This window comes from Burkholderia sp. BCC1998, from assembly GCF_905339875.1.
Lineage (GTDB): Bacteria > Pseudomonadota > Gammaproteobacteria > Burkholderiales > Burkholderiaceae > Burkholderia.
In genome coordinates this window covers 17,291-32,996 of sequence record NZ_CAJPHE010000038.1, presented here as the reverse complement: position 1 = coordinate 32,996, position 15,706 = coordinate 17,291, and the positions used below count along the sequence as shown (strand labels likewise).

The window sequence follows — 15,706 nt, the reverse complement described above, 5'->3', positions numbered from 1 at the left end:
TGCAGACCTTCCTTAACACCAAATCAGAAAAGTTAACAGGCCAGGAATTTAATTTCGCAACAGCTTCTAAGCCGTGGAGAATATGAGACTCCCCGTACCAAGCGTTCAGGTCCGCAATTTCAAGCGCTTTTTCCATATGTCTTTCCCCATGGTGAACTAGACACGCCGCTGCTGGGCGTCACAGAACACCTTCAAGCGTTCCGTCAGCCGTACCCATATAGGCTTCCATGACTTCAGGTATCGCGGATACCTCCGCATATGTTCCTTCGGCCAAGATCGACCCGCGTTGCAATACAGAAATGCGATCGCAGATACCGGCCACCACGCCCATGTTGTGCTCCACCATCAAGATCGTGCGCCGCGACGCAACACGCTTGATGAGCTCCGTGACACGAGAAACGTCTTCGTGTCCCATCCCCTGTGTCGGCTCGTCGAGCAGCATCAACTCGGGCTCCATACCAAGTGTGGTCGCAATCTCCAGTGCGCGCTTTCTGCCGTAGGGAAGATCGACGGTCGTGGTATCCGCAAAACAAGCAAGATCGACCTGGGTCAACAGATCCATTGCCCTGTCATTTAGTCGCGACAATGTGCGCTCCCCTTTCCAGAAATGAAAGGAGGTGCCGAGCGATCGCTGAAGTGCAATACGCACATTCTCGAGAACGGTGAGGTGTGGGAATACGGCTGAAATCTGAAACGACCTGATGATGCCTTGCCGCGCAATCTGCGCCGGCCGTTCCGCAGTGACATCGCGTTGGTTGAAAAGAATCGCCCCAGCCGTAGGAGCCATGAACTTCGTCAAGAGATTGAAGCAGGTTGTTTTGCCAGCGCCATTTGGGCCGATCAACGCGTGAATATGGCCACGCTGAACACGCAAATTGACATCGGACACTGCAGTAAACCCTCCGAATTCCTTCGTCAGGCCGCGCGTCTCCAGGATGACGTCAGTCATCGTCACCTCAAACCGGTAGTGAAACGCATCAAGCGAAAACGTAGCGACCGCATCGATGCGTCAACATGAGTAATTTGACCGAGAGCGCATGCTCAGCTCGCAGCCAATCTCCTTGTAACTTCAAAACGCCGCGATGCGAACGCTGCTCAGTCAGTGATCGAATCCAAGCTCAATCATCGGTCGCATCGACTACGTCCTTTCGCCTTACGTGCGTCCATTCTTGAGCAGAGGACACTTACTCTGTTCGACCGGAATCGTGACCGTGCTGGCTGGCAAGACTTTCTTGATCTTGTAGTAATCCCACGGATACTTTGACTCGCTTGGCGTCTTGACCTGGGCCAGATACATGTCGTGCACCATGCGCCCATCCTCGCGAATCTTGCCATTCTTCGCAAAGAAGTCGTTGATCGGCATTTCCCGCATCTTTGCCATTACGTCTTTGGCATTGTCCGTGCCGGCCACCTCAATGGCTTTGAGGTAATGCATGACTGACGAGTAGTCCCCAGCCTGCACCATGTTGGGCATTTTCTTCATCTTGGCGAAATACCGCTTCGACCACTGACGCGTTTCATCATTCAGGTCCCAGTAGAACGGCGTCGTCAGCAAAAGACCCTGTGCGACATTTAGGCCCATGCCGTGGACGTCAGTGATAGTCGTTGCAAGACCGACGACACTCTGTTTTCCTCCACGTGTGACACCGAACTCCTGCGCCGATTTCATCGCGTTGACTGTGTCAACACCGGCGTTCGCCAGTCCGATCACCTTCGCGTTCGACGATTGCGCCTGCATCATGAACGATGAAAAATCCGATGCGCCGAGTGGATGCTTGGCCGCACCCAGAACCTTGCCTCCGTTCGCTGCTACCGTCGCGGTCAGCCGATCGAGCATCAGCGTGCCGAACGCATAATCAGCGGCGAGAATGAACCATGTGTTTCCACCTTGATCCAGGACAGCCTTGCCAGTGCCATTCGCAAACGCATAGGAATCGGCAACGTAGTGCACAGTGTTAGGAGAGCATTCCTCATTCGTTATCTTCTCCGTCATCGCGCCAGCCACAATGGCTATCCGATTCTTGTCCTTGGCCAATTTGCTGACGGCGATGGCGACAGACGAGTTGGTGAGGTCAACAATGGCATCCACTTTCTGCATGTCGAACCATTCGCGCGCTTTTGTGAGTGCCACGTCGGTCTTGTTGAGATGGTCTGCCATCACCACCTCAATCGGCTTTCCGAGAACTTTGCCGCCGAAATCTTCTACGGCCATCTTGACTGCTGTCACTGCACCCGGACCCGCAAATTCGGAATAATTTCCCGAAAGGTCCGTCAGAACGCCGATCTTTACAACATCGTCCGAGATTTTCGGTGGCTGCGCCAGCGCTAAAGCGCAGGCGAAACCCAAAGCCAGTGCAATGGCGGATTTTCTGAAATGGATGTGCATCGCTGTCTCCTGTGTTTATTTTGTATCTTCGACGCTTCTTCGCGGCTCTATTTTTTGAACAAGCCCACGACCGCTGAAATATCCTTGCTGCCGCCACCTTGATGACTTAATACCTGGAAGAACTGCTTGGATAATGCGGTCATGGGCAGCGGTTGCCGGGAATTGTGGGCGGAATCCAGTGCAAGGCTGAGATCCTTGATCATCAAGTCGCAAGCAAAGCCGCCGGAAAAGCCATTGGATGCCGGGGCATCTGCAACGACGCCGGGATAAGGGTTGTAGACCTCGGACACCCAGCACCGGCCTGACGACGTGTTGATGATCTGCGCAAGCACATCGGGAGCGAGCCCGAGGCTAACACCGAGGCACATCGACTCGGACACGGCAATTGTCGATACTCCGAGCAGGAGATTGTTGCAGAGCTTGGCGGCTTGTCCGCTGCCAGCGGGACCGCAACGAACAATATTCTTGCCCATAGCGGAAAGAATTGGTCTGGCTGACTCGAAACCGAGGTCCGATCCGCCCACCATGAACGTCAGCGTGGCCGCCTTGGCCCCTGGCACACCGCCTGATACTGGTGCATCGACAACAGTCTTACCGCTTGCGGCCCCCATCGCTTCGATCTCTGCGGCCGTCTGTGGATCACTGGTGCTACAGTCGATCACAAATGCTCCCTGCCTTGCATGCGCAAGCACACCATCAGGACCACATATCACGGCGCGCACAACAGCTGGAGTCGGCAACATCGTAACCACTACATCGACGGATGCAGCCAGCTCTGCCACGGACCGAGCTGGCAACGCGCCGCGGTCAACAGCTTGGGCGATGGCGCTGGACGACGTGTCGAAAGCACGCACCGTGTGGCCAGCTGCCAGCAAATTGCCCAACATTGGAAGCCCCATGTGCCCCAAGCCAATAAACCCGATATCCATCACGTCTCCAATTTTCTTTAGTTAACCTGAATGCGCTCGATAAATTTCAAGGATGCAACAGGATCTTGCCGAAGTGCTCGTCGCGCGCCATTGCATCCTGTGCCTCCAACGCCTCAGCCAGTGGGTACGTCGTCTGAATGATCGGGAGGACTGCGCCGGATTCGAATAGCGGATAGACATCTCGTCTAAACTGCGTAAAGAGTTCAGACTTCTGCTGGACGGTTCTTGTGCGAAACGAAACACCAACCAACGACACTCTCTTGCGGGCCAACGTGTCAAGATCAATTTCGCCGGTCGCGCCGCCGACCCAGCCAACATTCACGATGTAGCCGCCCAATGCGACAGAGGCCAGATTGTCCGAGATGGCGGGACCGCCGACCATGTCGACTACGACGTCGACACCCTGTCCATTCGTCAGGGCCGCAACTTCAGATACAACATCGTCGATGCCGTTCACGAGAAACCGGTCGAGCCCGAGTCCGATCAGATTGTCCGCATTGCGGGTCGGACGGCCGGTACCAATGATCTGCTTCGCGCCGAGGGCTTTTGCGATTTGCAGGGTCGCGATGCCAACAGCCGATGCAACGCCTTGAATCAGGACACTTTTGTCCGCGCCGAAGTGACCGTTCGTCACCAATGCATTGTGGGCTGTCGGATAAACAGTGGCGACTGCTGCCGCCTGATCGTACGAAAATGACGTAGGAATCGGCGTGGCAAATCGGTAGTCGATAGTCGCAAGTTCGGCATAGGCTCCGGTCGTCATGCCCATCACCCTGTCGCCAACTTTGAATCCGCCGACTTCGCTACCGACGGCGACGACATCGCCCGCCATTTCGAGACCCGCAATCATCGGTTTGCCGGCGGCCGGGCCGCCATGCGCCGTCGAACGCTGAAGGTCGATCCGATTGATCCCAGCGGCCTTGACCGCGACTAGCAATTCATTCGGCTGGACCTGCGGGTCCGGCACAGTCTGATACTCCAATGTCGGGCGCGTTTGCCCTTCCTGACTAACAATCACAATTGCCTTCATTGATGTTCCTTTGATGCTGTACGTCAATTTCGGTACCTGAAGCCGGGAACGCCGGGCCGGCGCGCGGCGTGTAGCAGATAGGAGCGACAGATTGGGGAGACGACGTCAGGCGCTCGGATTGAATGCCAATGAAACCGGAAGTGCTCCGTCGTCGGGTTCCGGCCAGCGCTGAGATACAGTCTTGAATTTTGTATAGAAACGCGCCGCATCAGGACCGTACAGGTGGCCTTCTCCAAATTTCGAACGACGCAGGCCACCGAAGTTGAAGAAGGCGGACGGCAGCGGCACCGGCACGTTCACGCCGATCATGCCGGACTCGATTTCCATCATGAAGCGATGCGCCGACTTCCCGTCGCGCGTGAAGATCACCGATCCGTTGCCATACTCGTGCTGATTTGTAATGTCGATCGCCTCGTCGAACGTCGCAGGCCGCATGATGCCTCGCACCGGTCCGAACACTTCATCCCGATACAGATGCATGTCGGTCGTGATCCGATCAAATAGCGTCGGTCCGAGATAGTAACCATTCGGATGGCCTGGTACCGCAAAGCCACGCCCATCGATCACCAGCTCGCCGCCCTCTTCGAGACAACGGCCGATCGCGTGCTCGACCGACACCTTCGACTCCCGGGAAACAACCGCACCGAAATCAGCGCCCGGATCGTCATAAGCGCCAACTTTCAGCGCGCGAATTTTCGGAATCACGATCTCGCGCAAGCGCTCAGCTGTTTCTGCACCAACTGGCAGAAGCAACGACACGGCCATGCAACGTTGACTTGACGACCCGAATCCCGCGGACACGAAAGCGCTGGCGGCGGCTTCAAGGTCTGCGTCCGGCATGACGACCATGTGATTCTTACCGCCGGTGAATGCGGCCACGCGCTTGTTATGATTCGTCCCTTTCTGGTAGACGTACTCTCCGACTGCAGTCGATCCGACAAAGCTGATTCCGGCAATGCCGGGATGTTCGAGAATCGCATCAACTACTTCCTTGTCGCCCTGTACGACATTGAAGATCCCATCGGGCAAGCCGGCTTCCTTCCAGATCCGAGCAAATTCGAGTGCCGCACTCGGAACCTTTTCGGAGGGTTTCCAGACAATGCTGTTACCGACGGCGACAGCCATGGTCATCATGACCGCGGGCACCATGATGGGAAAGTTGAACGGGGTGATACAGCCGACCACACCGATTGGTCGCCGCATAGAAAACACTTCGATTTCACCGCCGACGTTGTTGGTGTATTCGCCCTTGGTCACGTGCGGTGCATTGCACGCGAATTCGATGCCTTCAATGGCGCGCCCCAGCTCCCCTTTTGCGTCCAGAATCGTTTTGCCGTGCTCGCGCCCGATTGCCTCGGCCAGCACATCCATGTTGGCGATCATCAGATCGCGCAATTTGAAGATGACTGCCTGACGTGCGGCATGCGAGGCGCGCCCCCAGCGGCGGCCGGCTTCCGCGGCGATCGCAACCGCATGATCGACGGTTGAACGCGTGCCGTACTCACAGCGGGCAATCTCCTCGCCCGTCGAAGGATTGTGGACGGCGCCCGATCGGGCCGACGGTTCCGAATAGGGCTTGCCTGCGATGAAATGCTCGATGTAACTGCTCACGATGGATTGCCTCCTGGTAGGAATCTTGTGTCATTGCGCGCGAATGTCCGGCGGGAACTCGGCGCTGATTTCGATGTGTTACCAAGCATGGTATTTCACCGTTTCTGCATTTGAAATAAGATAAAATGGAACTAAGCTATGCAAATTTGCATAGCAGAGCGCTGAGGATGAGATGAATCATTTCGATTGGGATAACCTGCGAATCTTCTTGGCGGCGGCTCGGTCTCAGTCGGCCCTGGAGGCATCACACACGTTGAAAATGAGTCAGTCGACAATCTCCAGACGGATACAGCGACTGGAGCGTGACACAGGCTCGAAGCTATTCGACCGCAGTTCTCAAGGGCTTCGCCTGACAAGTGCTGGCCATCGGTTACTCGAGCATGTCGAGAAGCTTGAAAGTACGATCACGGCGGTGGAATCGAGCATGCTCAGCGACACCGTCGCATTGACCGGCGAAATCCGGCTGGGCGCGACAGAGGGTTTCGGCACGTTTTTCCTCACCCCGCACCTGACGCACTTTTGCACGAGGCACCCCGCCATCACTGTCGACATCTTGCCGCTGCCTCGCACGCTGAATCTATCAAAGCGCGAAGCCGACGCATCGGTTGCAATCGACCGCCCGAGCGCCAACAGCTTTGTGACATGCAAGCTGTCCGAGTACCGCATGTTGCCGTACGCAACGCCTGAGTATCTCGACAAGCATCCGTCTATCAGAAAAATCAATGATCTGGTCGATCACCGTTGGATCGACTATGTCGACGACCTCATCTTCTCGCCGCAGCAGTTCTCGTTGCCAAAATGGCTCCCGGCACTTAAGCCGTGCCTGAGAAGCACGAGTGTCATCGCCCAGGCACAAGCCGTAAAAGCCGGCCTAGGAATCGGGGTGCTGCCGTGTTTTCTTGGGAGCGTGATCGGCAACATCATTCCAGTGCTACCCGATGCTGTGAACATCACCCGCACTTTCTGGTTGGTGGCGCCACCGGAGCGACGCGAACTAGCCCGCGTCAGGGCATTGTGGGACTACATTCGGGAAGTTGCGGAAGCCAATGAAGATTTCCTGATGGGGAGGACGACGCAGAGCGTATCCGTTGAGTGACGAGACTCGGGAGCCGTGTTCCACTGATCGGAAACAGCGTATCCGGTGTATACGCCTTCAACCTCAATATTGGCAGGTAGCCCGACTACTCCCAAGCGCACAATTCCCAATGCCCATGGGATTTAGCCAGTTGTTGTGACCGAGTACGATGTAAGCGGGCTTTGAGAACGGCACGTCATCGATATCGCGTTCACGACATCGCGCATCGATATCCAGGACCAAGGTCGAGCCGCTCGGCTCGACTCATGATTTGCCGGGACCTAACGTCCCCAATGCGGCACGCTCATGGCGAAGTGCACGTATAGTTCTCCGCCAGCGTCGCAGCCTTTGCGCCATTGGCCGGCCCGATATAGCGCGGGTACTGCGGATACTGGCACAAGGGTCGCGTGAACGCCACGCTGCCGTCCGTATTCAACTTTGATGCAACGAGGTTCCCTGGTGCCGTGCCCTTCGTCACCCACTGATCCAAGGCGGCCACCAGGTTTGTCGAGTCCGCACCCGGCCCCCCCGAGCAATGGTTAACGCCTGGAGCCTGGTAATAGCGAGCGAATGAGCTGACGGCTGATGCCCCCATCGTGTGTTGCAGTTTCTGGTAATACGCCGTTGTCGCACGGTGACTCAACGCCATGTCCGCAGTGCCGTGCCACAGGAGCAGCTTCCCGCCACGGCTGACGAACGGGCTCACGTCGGCATTCGTCGCGCTATTGAGCGCGGCCATCGTGAATAGTGCCGCCGGGTTCGAATTCCAGTCGTACGTCAGGGAATTCGCGTTCGCGTCATGGATCAGATACGACTTCACCGTCGCGTCCTGAAGCAGGAACTGGAGCGAACCGCTCCCGTTGCCCGTGGGGCCGGCAAACCACTGCGACCATCCGTCCGGATCGTCTTCGTTGCCTGTCAGCGCCCAGCCTGGATAGGTGTACGTACCGTTCGCGAAACTCGATGCACTCGTCCAGGTGTTCGCTGCGGCAATCTGCGCGTCGGATAGGCATGAATCGCCGGCGTCGGTGCCGCTTGGGCAGCGAAGGACAGAAGGGTCGAAATTGCATGCGGATTGATTGGATACCACCCCGTCCACGATCCCGTCTGCCGCATCACATTTGTCTCGAATCGCTTTCGCCAATAGGGAAATCTTTCCTGTCGTGAATGCTGCCCCAGGTGCCGCGGCCGCCTTCGAATTGCGATTGAACGCGCCCATGAATGCCGGCCAATCGTATGCCGGTGCGCGGACGACCACACCGTCGAAGAGATCGGGATTTCGCTGTATAGCCATCAATCCCTCACGCCCACCATTGGAACACCCTTCGTAGTAAGACTGGTCTGGCGCTTTGCCATAGATTAGATGCAGCATCTCTTTCGCAGCAGCCGCAGCCGTCGGAACGGAACCTGACCCGAACAGGAATGCCAAAAATGGATCTGTAGCGAACGAGGCATCCGTTACAGAGGAACCGATGTGGCCACCGTTGCTTTGAACGATCACGTATCCCGCTTTCAAGACTTCCGGCCCGCTCCACAGGAAATTCTGGATCGAACCATCGTAACCGCCACCGCCTTCATACAGCAGTTTCCCGTTCCAGTTGTCGGGCAGTTGCACCTGCATCGCGAGTTGCGGCGAGATCAGCGCCGATACCTTGCAGTAAGCCGGATTAGTACCTGTCGCCGCCACCATCGATGCATCGGTTACCGACGCACCGCCAGCGGACTTTCCCTTAACCGCGTCGCAAGCCTGTTGCGCTGTCAGCGATACCGGCGACGCACGCGCGTCGTCACTTCCCCCGCAACCCAATACTCCCACCAATGCAATGGCGGCCAGCATGATTGCCGCCATCGGACTTCCTGGCTTCGTTCCCACCTTCATCTTCTCCTGATTGGAATGGAGTCGCGTCACGGTCGAGGACGCCAGGGCATGCTGCCTGCGTCGGGCATACGCAATTGTCTCGCAAGTGACATTCAGACGCGCTGTATGCCATTTTCGCGAAAAGCACCTGACAGTGACTGGGCCGATGCGTCGCACGCCGCGTTGTCGTCCGACGAGCGTTGCGCGTCACTGCGGCCCGACCAGCTCATGCGGCCGCGATCGAAACAAGCACCGCGCCTGTCGCGCGCACGCATGATTGCCCGGCCGCATTCATGATGGATCCGTCGAGGTCGAGCAAACGCCCGTTACGGTGGGGCCGAATGGCCGAAACTTCCCATGCGAGATTGATCCGCTCGTCCGGAAAGACCGGCAGCAACAATTCGAACTGGAAGCGCACACCGACCACCTCTCCTTTTCGGGCGAAGTGCGACGCCGCGAGTCCCATCAGCAATGCGACGGTATAGGTCCCACTGACAATGGGTCGCCCAAAGCGTGTAGCGGCCGCGTAGGCCCCGTCGTGGTGTACGGGGTTGTCGTCTCCGCACGCAAGCGCAAAGGCTCGAGCCTCACTGTCGCGACAAACATGGTTGCGTGAAAACCGGTACCCGATTTCAATCGCCGAGGTGTCGAGTCTCATCTGCGCGGATCGAAGTCAAACATTGGTTTCAAACACGTCCGCCGCGAGCCCGGTGGACGAAGCCGCAGTCCTCGATGAAACCCATGGCGGCGACGCACGCCATGGTGGACTACACGCCCGACAAAGCCGTAATCGCTTCCCGGCTTCCAACCAGCTCCCGAAGCCGGAATTTCTGGATCTTTCCCGTGCCGGTCTTGGGCAGTACCCCGTAGACGACGCGCACCGGGCATTTGTAATGGGCAAGCCGTTCTCGGCAAAAGCGAATGATCTCAGCTTCGTCAGGAGCCGCGGCGCCAGGCTTCAACTCGATGAAGGCGCATGGCGATTCACCCCATTTCGCATCGGGCTGAGCGACTACAGCCGCGATAAAAACCGCGGGATGCCGATGCAGCACATCTTCGACCTCGACCGAGGAAATGTTCTCTCCACCCGAGATGATGACGTCTTTCGAGCGGTCGGTGATCTGGATATAGCCATCCGGATGCACCACGGCGACGTCGCCCGTATGAAACCAGCCGTCGCTGAACGCAGCGGCAGTAGCCGCCTCGTTCTTGAGGTAACCCTTCATCACGACATTGCCGCGAATCAGCAGTTCGCCTTGCGTCGTGCCGTCCCAAGGCACGGCCTCACCGCTACCCTCATCCACGACCCGCAGCCCTTCCAGGCCGGCCGCGCGACTTCCCTGCCTCGCCATGAGACGCGCCTTGTCCTCCGACGACAGTGCGTTCCAGGCCGGCTCGACGAAGCAACTCACGGGCGTACCCGACGCTTCGGTGATGCCGTAGACGTGCTCCACTTCGAAGCCCATCTCCGACACTGCCTTAAGTACGGCAGCCGGTGGCGGTGAACCGGCCGTTCGCACACGAACCGTATGCGGCAGCGGCAAGCGCTCCGATTCGGGCGAACTGGCCAACGATGCGAGCACGATGGGCGCCGCGCAGAAGTGGTCGACATGGTGCTGCCGAACGGCCTCGAAGATGTTCGAGGCAGTCACCTTTCGCAGGCAAACATGCGTGCCCGCCGCCGCCGTGACCGCCCATGCGAAACACCACCCGTTCGCATGAAACAACGGAAGTGTCCAGAGGTAGACGGGGCGGCGCGGCATGCCCCAATCAGTCAGTTGAAGCATGCTCATCAGATAGGTGCCGCGGTGGCTCGGGACCACACCCTTGGGGTCGGAAGTCGTTCCCGATGTGTAGTTCAGCGCGATTGCATCCCACTCGTCCGACGGCCAGACGCCGGGAAATTCCGGATCGCCTTCGGCCAGGAACGCCTCGTATTCGATTTCCCCGATCGGGTCTCCCGACGTCGCCTCGATATCGGCAATATCAATGATCAGTGGCTTGTTCTCGAGCTGTTCAAGCGCGCTTGCCGCCAACGAAGAAAACTCGCGGTCCACCAGCAGGATCTTGCATTCGCCATGACGCAAGATGAACCGAACGCCGTCTGCATCGAGCCGGCAGTTGATCGCGTTTAGAACAGCCCCGGACAGCGGGACGCCGTGATGCGCCTCGATCATTGCCGGCGTGTTCGGCGCGAGGATGGATACCGTGTCCCCACGCTGGACACCGCGCCTGACCAGTGCGCTGGCAAGACGGCGGCATCGCGCCCTCGTCTCTCGCCACGATTGCGTCGACTCTCCATGAATGATGGCAATGTGATCGGGATACTGGTCCGCGCATCGGTCAAGAAAGTGAAGCGGTGTGAGCGGCACGTGATTCGCCTGCGTGCGCTCCAGCCCCTTTTCATAGATGTTTTCGCTCATTTCCACGTCTCCTCATCGGTTTATGAATGCGCGTCCCGCAGTGCATTCCGTCCTTGATCTGCTACAGCAGTCTAGAGAGGGTTCGGCGCTCGAAATGTCGTGCCCGAGACATTTTCGCCCGCCTCGCTCATTTCAGCATCGCGATACACCGATTGTCTTGTGCAAGACATTGGTGTCGGGCGTAGATGGCTACTCTCGTCGTGAGGACGTGCAATTCGCACGATTGGATAGCGAGGTCGTAGATGGAACGAGTAGCAGCACCCCCGGAGGAACTCTCATCGATCAGGTCGGCGGTCGAATGGGCAATTGCGACGCGACGCAGCGTTAGAGCCTATCTTCCGACGCCAGTGCCCGACGCGACCATCACGGCAATTCTTGACGTGGCCCGCTACGCCGCGACCGGCGTGAACATTCAACCGTGGAAAGTCCACGTCGTCACCGGCGCGGCTCGAGATCGCGTATGCAACGCGATCGCGAAAGTCGACGCAGATCCGTCGCTGGCGGACATGCACGCCGACGAGTGGAACTACTACCCGAACGAGTGGGTGTCTCCATACATCGACAGACGGCGCGCGCTTGGATGGAAGCTATATGGGTTGCTCGGCATCCGGAAGGACGACAAACCGAGGATGCGCGAACAGCACGGGCGCAACTACCAATTCTTCGATGCACCCGTCGGGTTGTTCTTCACCATCGACCGCGTGATGCAGCAGGGCAGCCTGCTCGACTACGGCATGTTCCTGCAGAACATCATGATCGTCGCGCGCACCTACGGCATCAGCACGTGCCCGCAGGCCGCTTTCATGAAGTATCACAAGATCATCGAGGAGGAACTGGCCCTCGGGTCCGACGAAATGTTCCTGATCGGAATGAGCATGGGCTACGCGGACGAAAGCCGTATTGAAAACACCTTGGTATCCGACAGGGCACCGTCTTCCTCTTTCACCGTCCACCACACCACCTGAGCCCGCCGGCAGAGCAGTCGTCGCTTGCAGTACCCAATATCCACAAGGAAATGGAGGAGACAATGCGTCACGAAATCGATGTCCAGAAAGTTGTGCACGGTGCAAGATTCTCCCGCTTTCATGGCTTGATCCTGTTCTGGTGTGTCCTGATCCTGGTTCTCGATGGCTACGATCTCGCCGTCGTGGGCGCGGCGCTCCCGTCGATCATGAAAGATATGGGCGTCAACGCGGCAAAGGCCGGCTTCATGGCGAGTTCGGCACTGTTCGGCATGATGTTCGGCGCCATTTATCTCGGAACGCTGGCCGACAAGATCGGTCGTCCGGTTTCCCTCTGCGCGTGCATCGGGTTATTCAGCGCATTTACCGCTGCGGCGGGCCTCACGCATGATCCCGTGTCCTTCAGCATCACGCGGTTTCTGGCCGGCCTCGGAATCGGCGGCGTCCTGCCGATCGTCACCGCGCAGATGGGCGAATTCGCACCGCGTGCCATCCGGGCACGCCTCGTCACGATCGTGTTTGCCGGCTATTCGATCGGCGGGATTCTCGTCGCGCTGACGGGCAAGCAGATGATCGAATCCTATGGCTGGCAATCGGTCTTCTTTCTCGCGGCGACACCGGTGCTGCTCATCCCGTTCATCCTGATGACGATGCCCGATTCCCTCGCGTTCCTGGTGCGTAACAATCGTGCCGCGAAGCTAGAAGCGACGATCCGCAAGATCGCGCCGGACGTGCGGCTTCAACCCGGCGACCGTTTCGTCATGCCACAGCAGACGATGAGCAGCACGCCCGTGGCGAGCCTGTTCCGCGATGGCCGCGGATTCAGCACCGTCATGATCTGGATCGCGTTCTTCATGGGGCTCTTCATGGTGTACGCGCTGAGCTCGTGGCTGACGAAACTCATGGCAATGTCGGGCTACAGCCTGGGGTCGGCATTGACCTTCGTACTGGTCTTCAACGTCGGCGCCGTCGCAGGCGCGATCGGCGGAGGCTGGCTTGGTGACAAGTACAACATCAAGTACGTGCTGGTGGCGTTCTACGCCACCGGAGCCGTCTCGCTGGCGCTGATGGGATACACCAGGTCCGCCGAACTGCTGTTCCCGATCGTGTTCGTGGTCGGCGGCTCGACGCTCGGCACCCAACTCCTGGCGTACGCGTATGCCGGGGAGTTCTACCCTGCGGTGATCCGGTCGACGGGCGTCGGGTTCGCGTCCGGCGTGGGACGCCTCGGCGCGATTGCCGCCCCCTTGCTGATCGGCCTGCTGGTCACGATGCACCTGCCCCTCGAACAGAATTTCCTGGCGATCGCGCTTGCCGGCGTGCTCGGTACCCTCGCGGTCATGATGATCGACCATCGCCGCAGCGCGGTATCACGGCACGATGTGGACGTGGCGCCCGCGCGCGTCGATGCGACATCGTCCGCCAGCAGCTAGACGGCTCATTTCCCGCCGGGGGCTGGTCGAAGCAGTTTGCAGCGCGCGTTCAGGCGCCGACGGTGCAGGATCGGCGGCGCGGAACGCTGCAAGCGGGCAGCAGAAGCCGGCGTTCGCGCGGGGCGCCGAGCACGGGCGGCCGCCCCCGCGCGCACCGCCCGTGCAGGCAATGCGAGATTACGCAACCGTCACCGGCAATACTGGAGAGCCGGACACGCCACGCAAACAAAACGTGATGATCGCCGTCACGTGGGCGCTGGCCTGCTCGGCGTCGGGCGCAGCGCTGCCGGTGAGCGGGACGACCAGTCCCTCGAACAGACACCCGACGATACAGTCGGCCGACGCCATCGCATCCTGTGCCGGGAACTCGCCGTTCGCCATCCCCTGCTCGATGATCGTCTTGAATACCCTCGCCAGCGCTCTGTGAAAGGTCAAGCGCATTGCCTCGACATCGGGCTCGACGGGTTCGGCGACCAGCGAATAGGCGAGGCGCCGCCCCTGCAACGCTCGGGTGGCGAACGTCCAGACGGCGGCACCGAGACGCTCCGCCGCCGTGCCGTCGCGCATGGCAATGCCGGCGACAACATCGACTTCACGCTGTGCCGTCGTCCTGACCACCTCGACCATCAGGTCCGTCTTCGACGCGAAATAGCGGTACAGCGTGCCGATCGCGATTCCGGCGGCTTCCGCGATCGCATACATCTGCGCGTCGCGAAACCCCACTTCGGCCACCAGATCGCGCGCAGCCTTCACGATCAACGGATGCTTGTCGGCCCCTCTGCGGCGAACGCGAACACGCGCCGGACTAACTGGAATTTCCATTTCATTTACCGTCACATCCGAAGCACCCTCAGCCATCCTGCAGTGCGTCCCTGCACCCCACGATCGTCAACGTTGAATCGTCTGACCGTTGGCGCCCTGTACGTTGCAAATGATACGCCTATGCGGAAAATCACGTACCGGTTCGTGATATGCCGGTACAAATACCTAGCGCGCGCGCCTTGACTGTGAGTATGCCGGAACCCACCCTTAAGCGAATTGTAATTCTATTTAACGGGCCGGCCGGTACATCCTGATCTTGCGAACGGCCCATGCACCACGTGATGCGTGGCGTCGGGCGTCCTTGCGCAACGGCACGCTACTGTTCCGAACGATGAACCAACTTTGTGGCATGCAAACCATCGACGCAAAGCGGGAAGCGGTGCCTCCGGCCGCGGAGATGGCACGGCCTTACGACCGTGAGGATCTCGGCATCCGAAAAACCGACGACGACTCCGGCAAGCCGGCCGCCGTCACCGTCGACGCCTTTCTCGCCCGCTGCTCGTGGTACGCCAATCTGACCGACGGCCAACAGGAAATGGTCAAGCGCGATTGCTTCGACAGGTCCTACACCCCCGGTGCGGTCGCCTGCCACCGGGGCGACGCCGTGGATCATTGGCTCGGTGTGATCGAAGGCATCGTCAAAGTCGATACCGCATCGAAAAAAGGCCGTGTCGTCACGTTCGCGGGCATCCCGGCGGGCTCGTGGTTCGGGGAAGGCAGCGTCCTGAAGGACGAACCTCGCGCCTACTCCGTCACCGCAGTCCGGGACAGCCGGTTGGCCTTCATGCCGCGTGCGACGTTTTTCCAGCTCCTGGAGAACAGTCATACATTCAGCCGCTATGTGATCGACCAGCTCAACGCCCGATGCGGCTACTACATCGGTCTGGTTCAGAACTTGCGGATACAGGAGGCGCCCGCTCGTGTGGCATTTTGCCTGACCGAGCTTTTCAACCGGCAGTTGCATCCCGCCACGACGACGACGCTCGGCTTCTCGCAGGAAGAGATCGGCAGGCTTTCGGGGCTCTCCCGCCAGAACGCCAATCGCGCGCTTCGCACGTTGACCGATGCAGGCCTGATCCTCGCCGAATACGGAGCGGTGCATATTCTGGATCTCGAAGGCTTGAGGGAATTCGCACATTCGGAGGATTGAAATTCCCGAGTGTATTGTTGTTTCGGT

The 15,706-nt window shown here is 58.9% G+C and carries 13 protein-coding genes; 4 read left to right on the top strand and 9 right to left on the bottom strand.

Annotated elements, in window-relative coordinates:
* Positions 1 to 178 precede the first annotated feature (178 nt).
* The 5 genes from U5A56_RS35610 to U5A56_RS35590 form a co-directional block, all read right to left on the bottom strand.
* Positions 179 to 949, bottom strand: coding sequence for an ABC transporter ATP-binding protein (locus tag U5A56_RS35610; protein ID WP_374692798.1), 771 nt, complete (start codon positions 947 to 949; stop codon positions 179 to 181).
* Between the two features lie 204 nt (positions 950 to 1,153).
* The gene (locus tag U5A56_RS35605; protein WP_257775840.1) at positions 1,154 to 2,386 is read right to left on the bottom strand and encodes an ABC transporter substrate-binding protein; all 1,233 of its coding nucleotides are present in this window, start codon (positions 2,384 to 2,386) and stop codon (positions 1,154 to 1,156) included.
* 47 nt (positions 2,387 to 2,433) lie between these two features.
* On the bottom strand, positions 2,434 to 3,315 hold the full coding sequence (gene mmsB, locus U5A56_RS35600) for a 3-hydroxyisobutyrate dehydrogenase (RefSeq protein WP_257775841.1): 882 nt from the start codon (positions 3,313 to 3,315) through the stop codon (positions 2,434 to 2,436).
* Between the two features lie 46 nt (positions 3,316 to 3,361).
* Positions 3,362 to 4,345 (bottom strand): zinc-binding dehydrogenase, encoded by a 984-nt coding sequence (locus tag U5A56_RS35595; protein ID WP_257775842.1) that lies wholly within the window; start codon positions 4,343 to 4,345, stop codon positions 3,362 to 3,364.
* A 105-nt stretch (positions 4,346 to 4,450) separates the two neighbouring features.
* Positions 4,451 to 5,956 (bottom strand): CoA-acylating methylmalonate-semialdehyde dehydrogenase, encoded by a 1,506-nt coding sequence (locus U5A56_RS35590; RefSeq protein WP_257775843.1) that lies wholly within the window; start codon positions 5,954 to 5,956, stop codon positions 4,451 to 4,453.
* Positions 5,957 to 6,128: 172 nt separating this feature from the next.
* Here U5A56_RS35590 and U5A56_RS35585 point away from each other — a divergent pair, with 172 nt between their 5' ends.
* Positions 6,129 to 7,052, top strand: a complete 924-nt coding sequence (locus U5A56_RS35585; protein WP_257775844.1) for a LysR family transcriptional regulator — start codon at positions 6,129 to 6,131, stop codon at positions 7,050 to 7,052.
* Between the two features lie 283 nt (positions 7,053 to 7,335).
* Here the strand turns inward: U5A56_RS35585 and U5A56_RS35580 are convergent, their stop codons facing one another.
* From U5A56_RS35580 to U5A56_RS35570, 3 genes are all read right to left on the bottom strand, one after another.
* Positions 7,336 to 8,940 (bottom strand): tannase/feruloyl esterase family alpha/beta hydrolase, encoded by a 1,605-nt coding sequence (locus tag U5A56_RS35580; protein ID WP_257775845.1) that lies wholly within the window; start codon positions 8,938 to 8,940, stop codon positions 7,336 to 7,338.
* A 175-nt stretch (positions 8,941 to 9,115) separates the two neighbouring features.
* Positions 9,116 to 9,547 carry a MaoC family dehydratase gene (locus U5A56_RS35575; protein ID WP_257775846.1) on the bottom strand — a complete coding sequence of 144 codons (432 nt, stop codon included), beginning with the start codon at positions 9,545 to 9,547 and terminating at the stop codon, positions 9,116 to 9,118.
* Positions 9,548 to 9,656: 109 nt separating this feature from the next.
* Positions 9,657 to 11,312, bottom strand: coding sequence for an AMP-binding protein (locus U5A56_RS35570; protein ID WP_257775847.1), 1,656 nt, complete (start codon positions 11,310 to 11,312; stop codon positions 9,657 to 9,659).
* Between the two features lie 242 nt (positions 11,313 to 11,554).
* On the opposite strand from U5A56_RS35570, the gene U5A56_RS35565 reads away from it, so the two are divergent.
* Both U5A56_RS35565 and U5A56_RS35560 read left to right on the top strand, forming a co-directional pair.
* Positions 11,555 to 12,277 carry a nitroreductase gene (locus U5A56_RS35565; protein WP_257775848.1) on the top strand — a complete coding sequence of 241 codons (723 nt, stop codon included), beginning with the start codon at positions 11,555 to 11,557 and terminating at the stop codon, positions 12,275 to 12,277.
* A gap of 62 nt (positions 12,278 to 12,339) precedes the next feature.
* Positions 12,340 to 13,707, top strand: a complete 1,368-nt coding sequence (locus tag U5A56_RS35560) for an MFS transporter (protein ID WP_257775849.1) — start codon at positions 12,340 to 12,342, stop codon at positions 13,705 to 13,707.
* A gap of 177 nt (positions 13,708 to 13,884) precedes the next feature.
* Here the strand turns inward: U5A56_RS35560 and U5A56_RS35555 are convergent, their stop codons facing one another.
* A complete protein-coding gene (locus U5A56_RS35555) occupies positions 13,885 to 14,529 on the bottom strand; it encodes a TetR/AcrR family transcriptional regulator (RefSeq protein WP_124664753.1) in 645 nt (214 codons plus the stop codon).
* A 349-nt stretch (positions 14,530 to 14,878) separates the two neighbouring features.
* On the opposite strand from U5A56_RS35555, the gene U5A56_RS35550 reads away from it, so the two are divergent.
* Entirely contained in the window at positions 14,879 to 15,679 is an 801-nt protein-coding gene (locus tag U5A56_RS35550; RefSeq protein WP_257775850.1) for a Crp/Fnr family transcriptional regulator, read from the top strand.
* Positions 15,680 to 15,706: the final 27 nt, after the last annotated feature.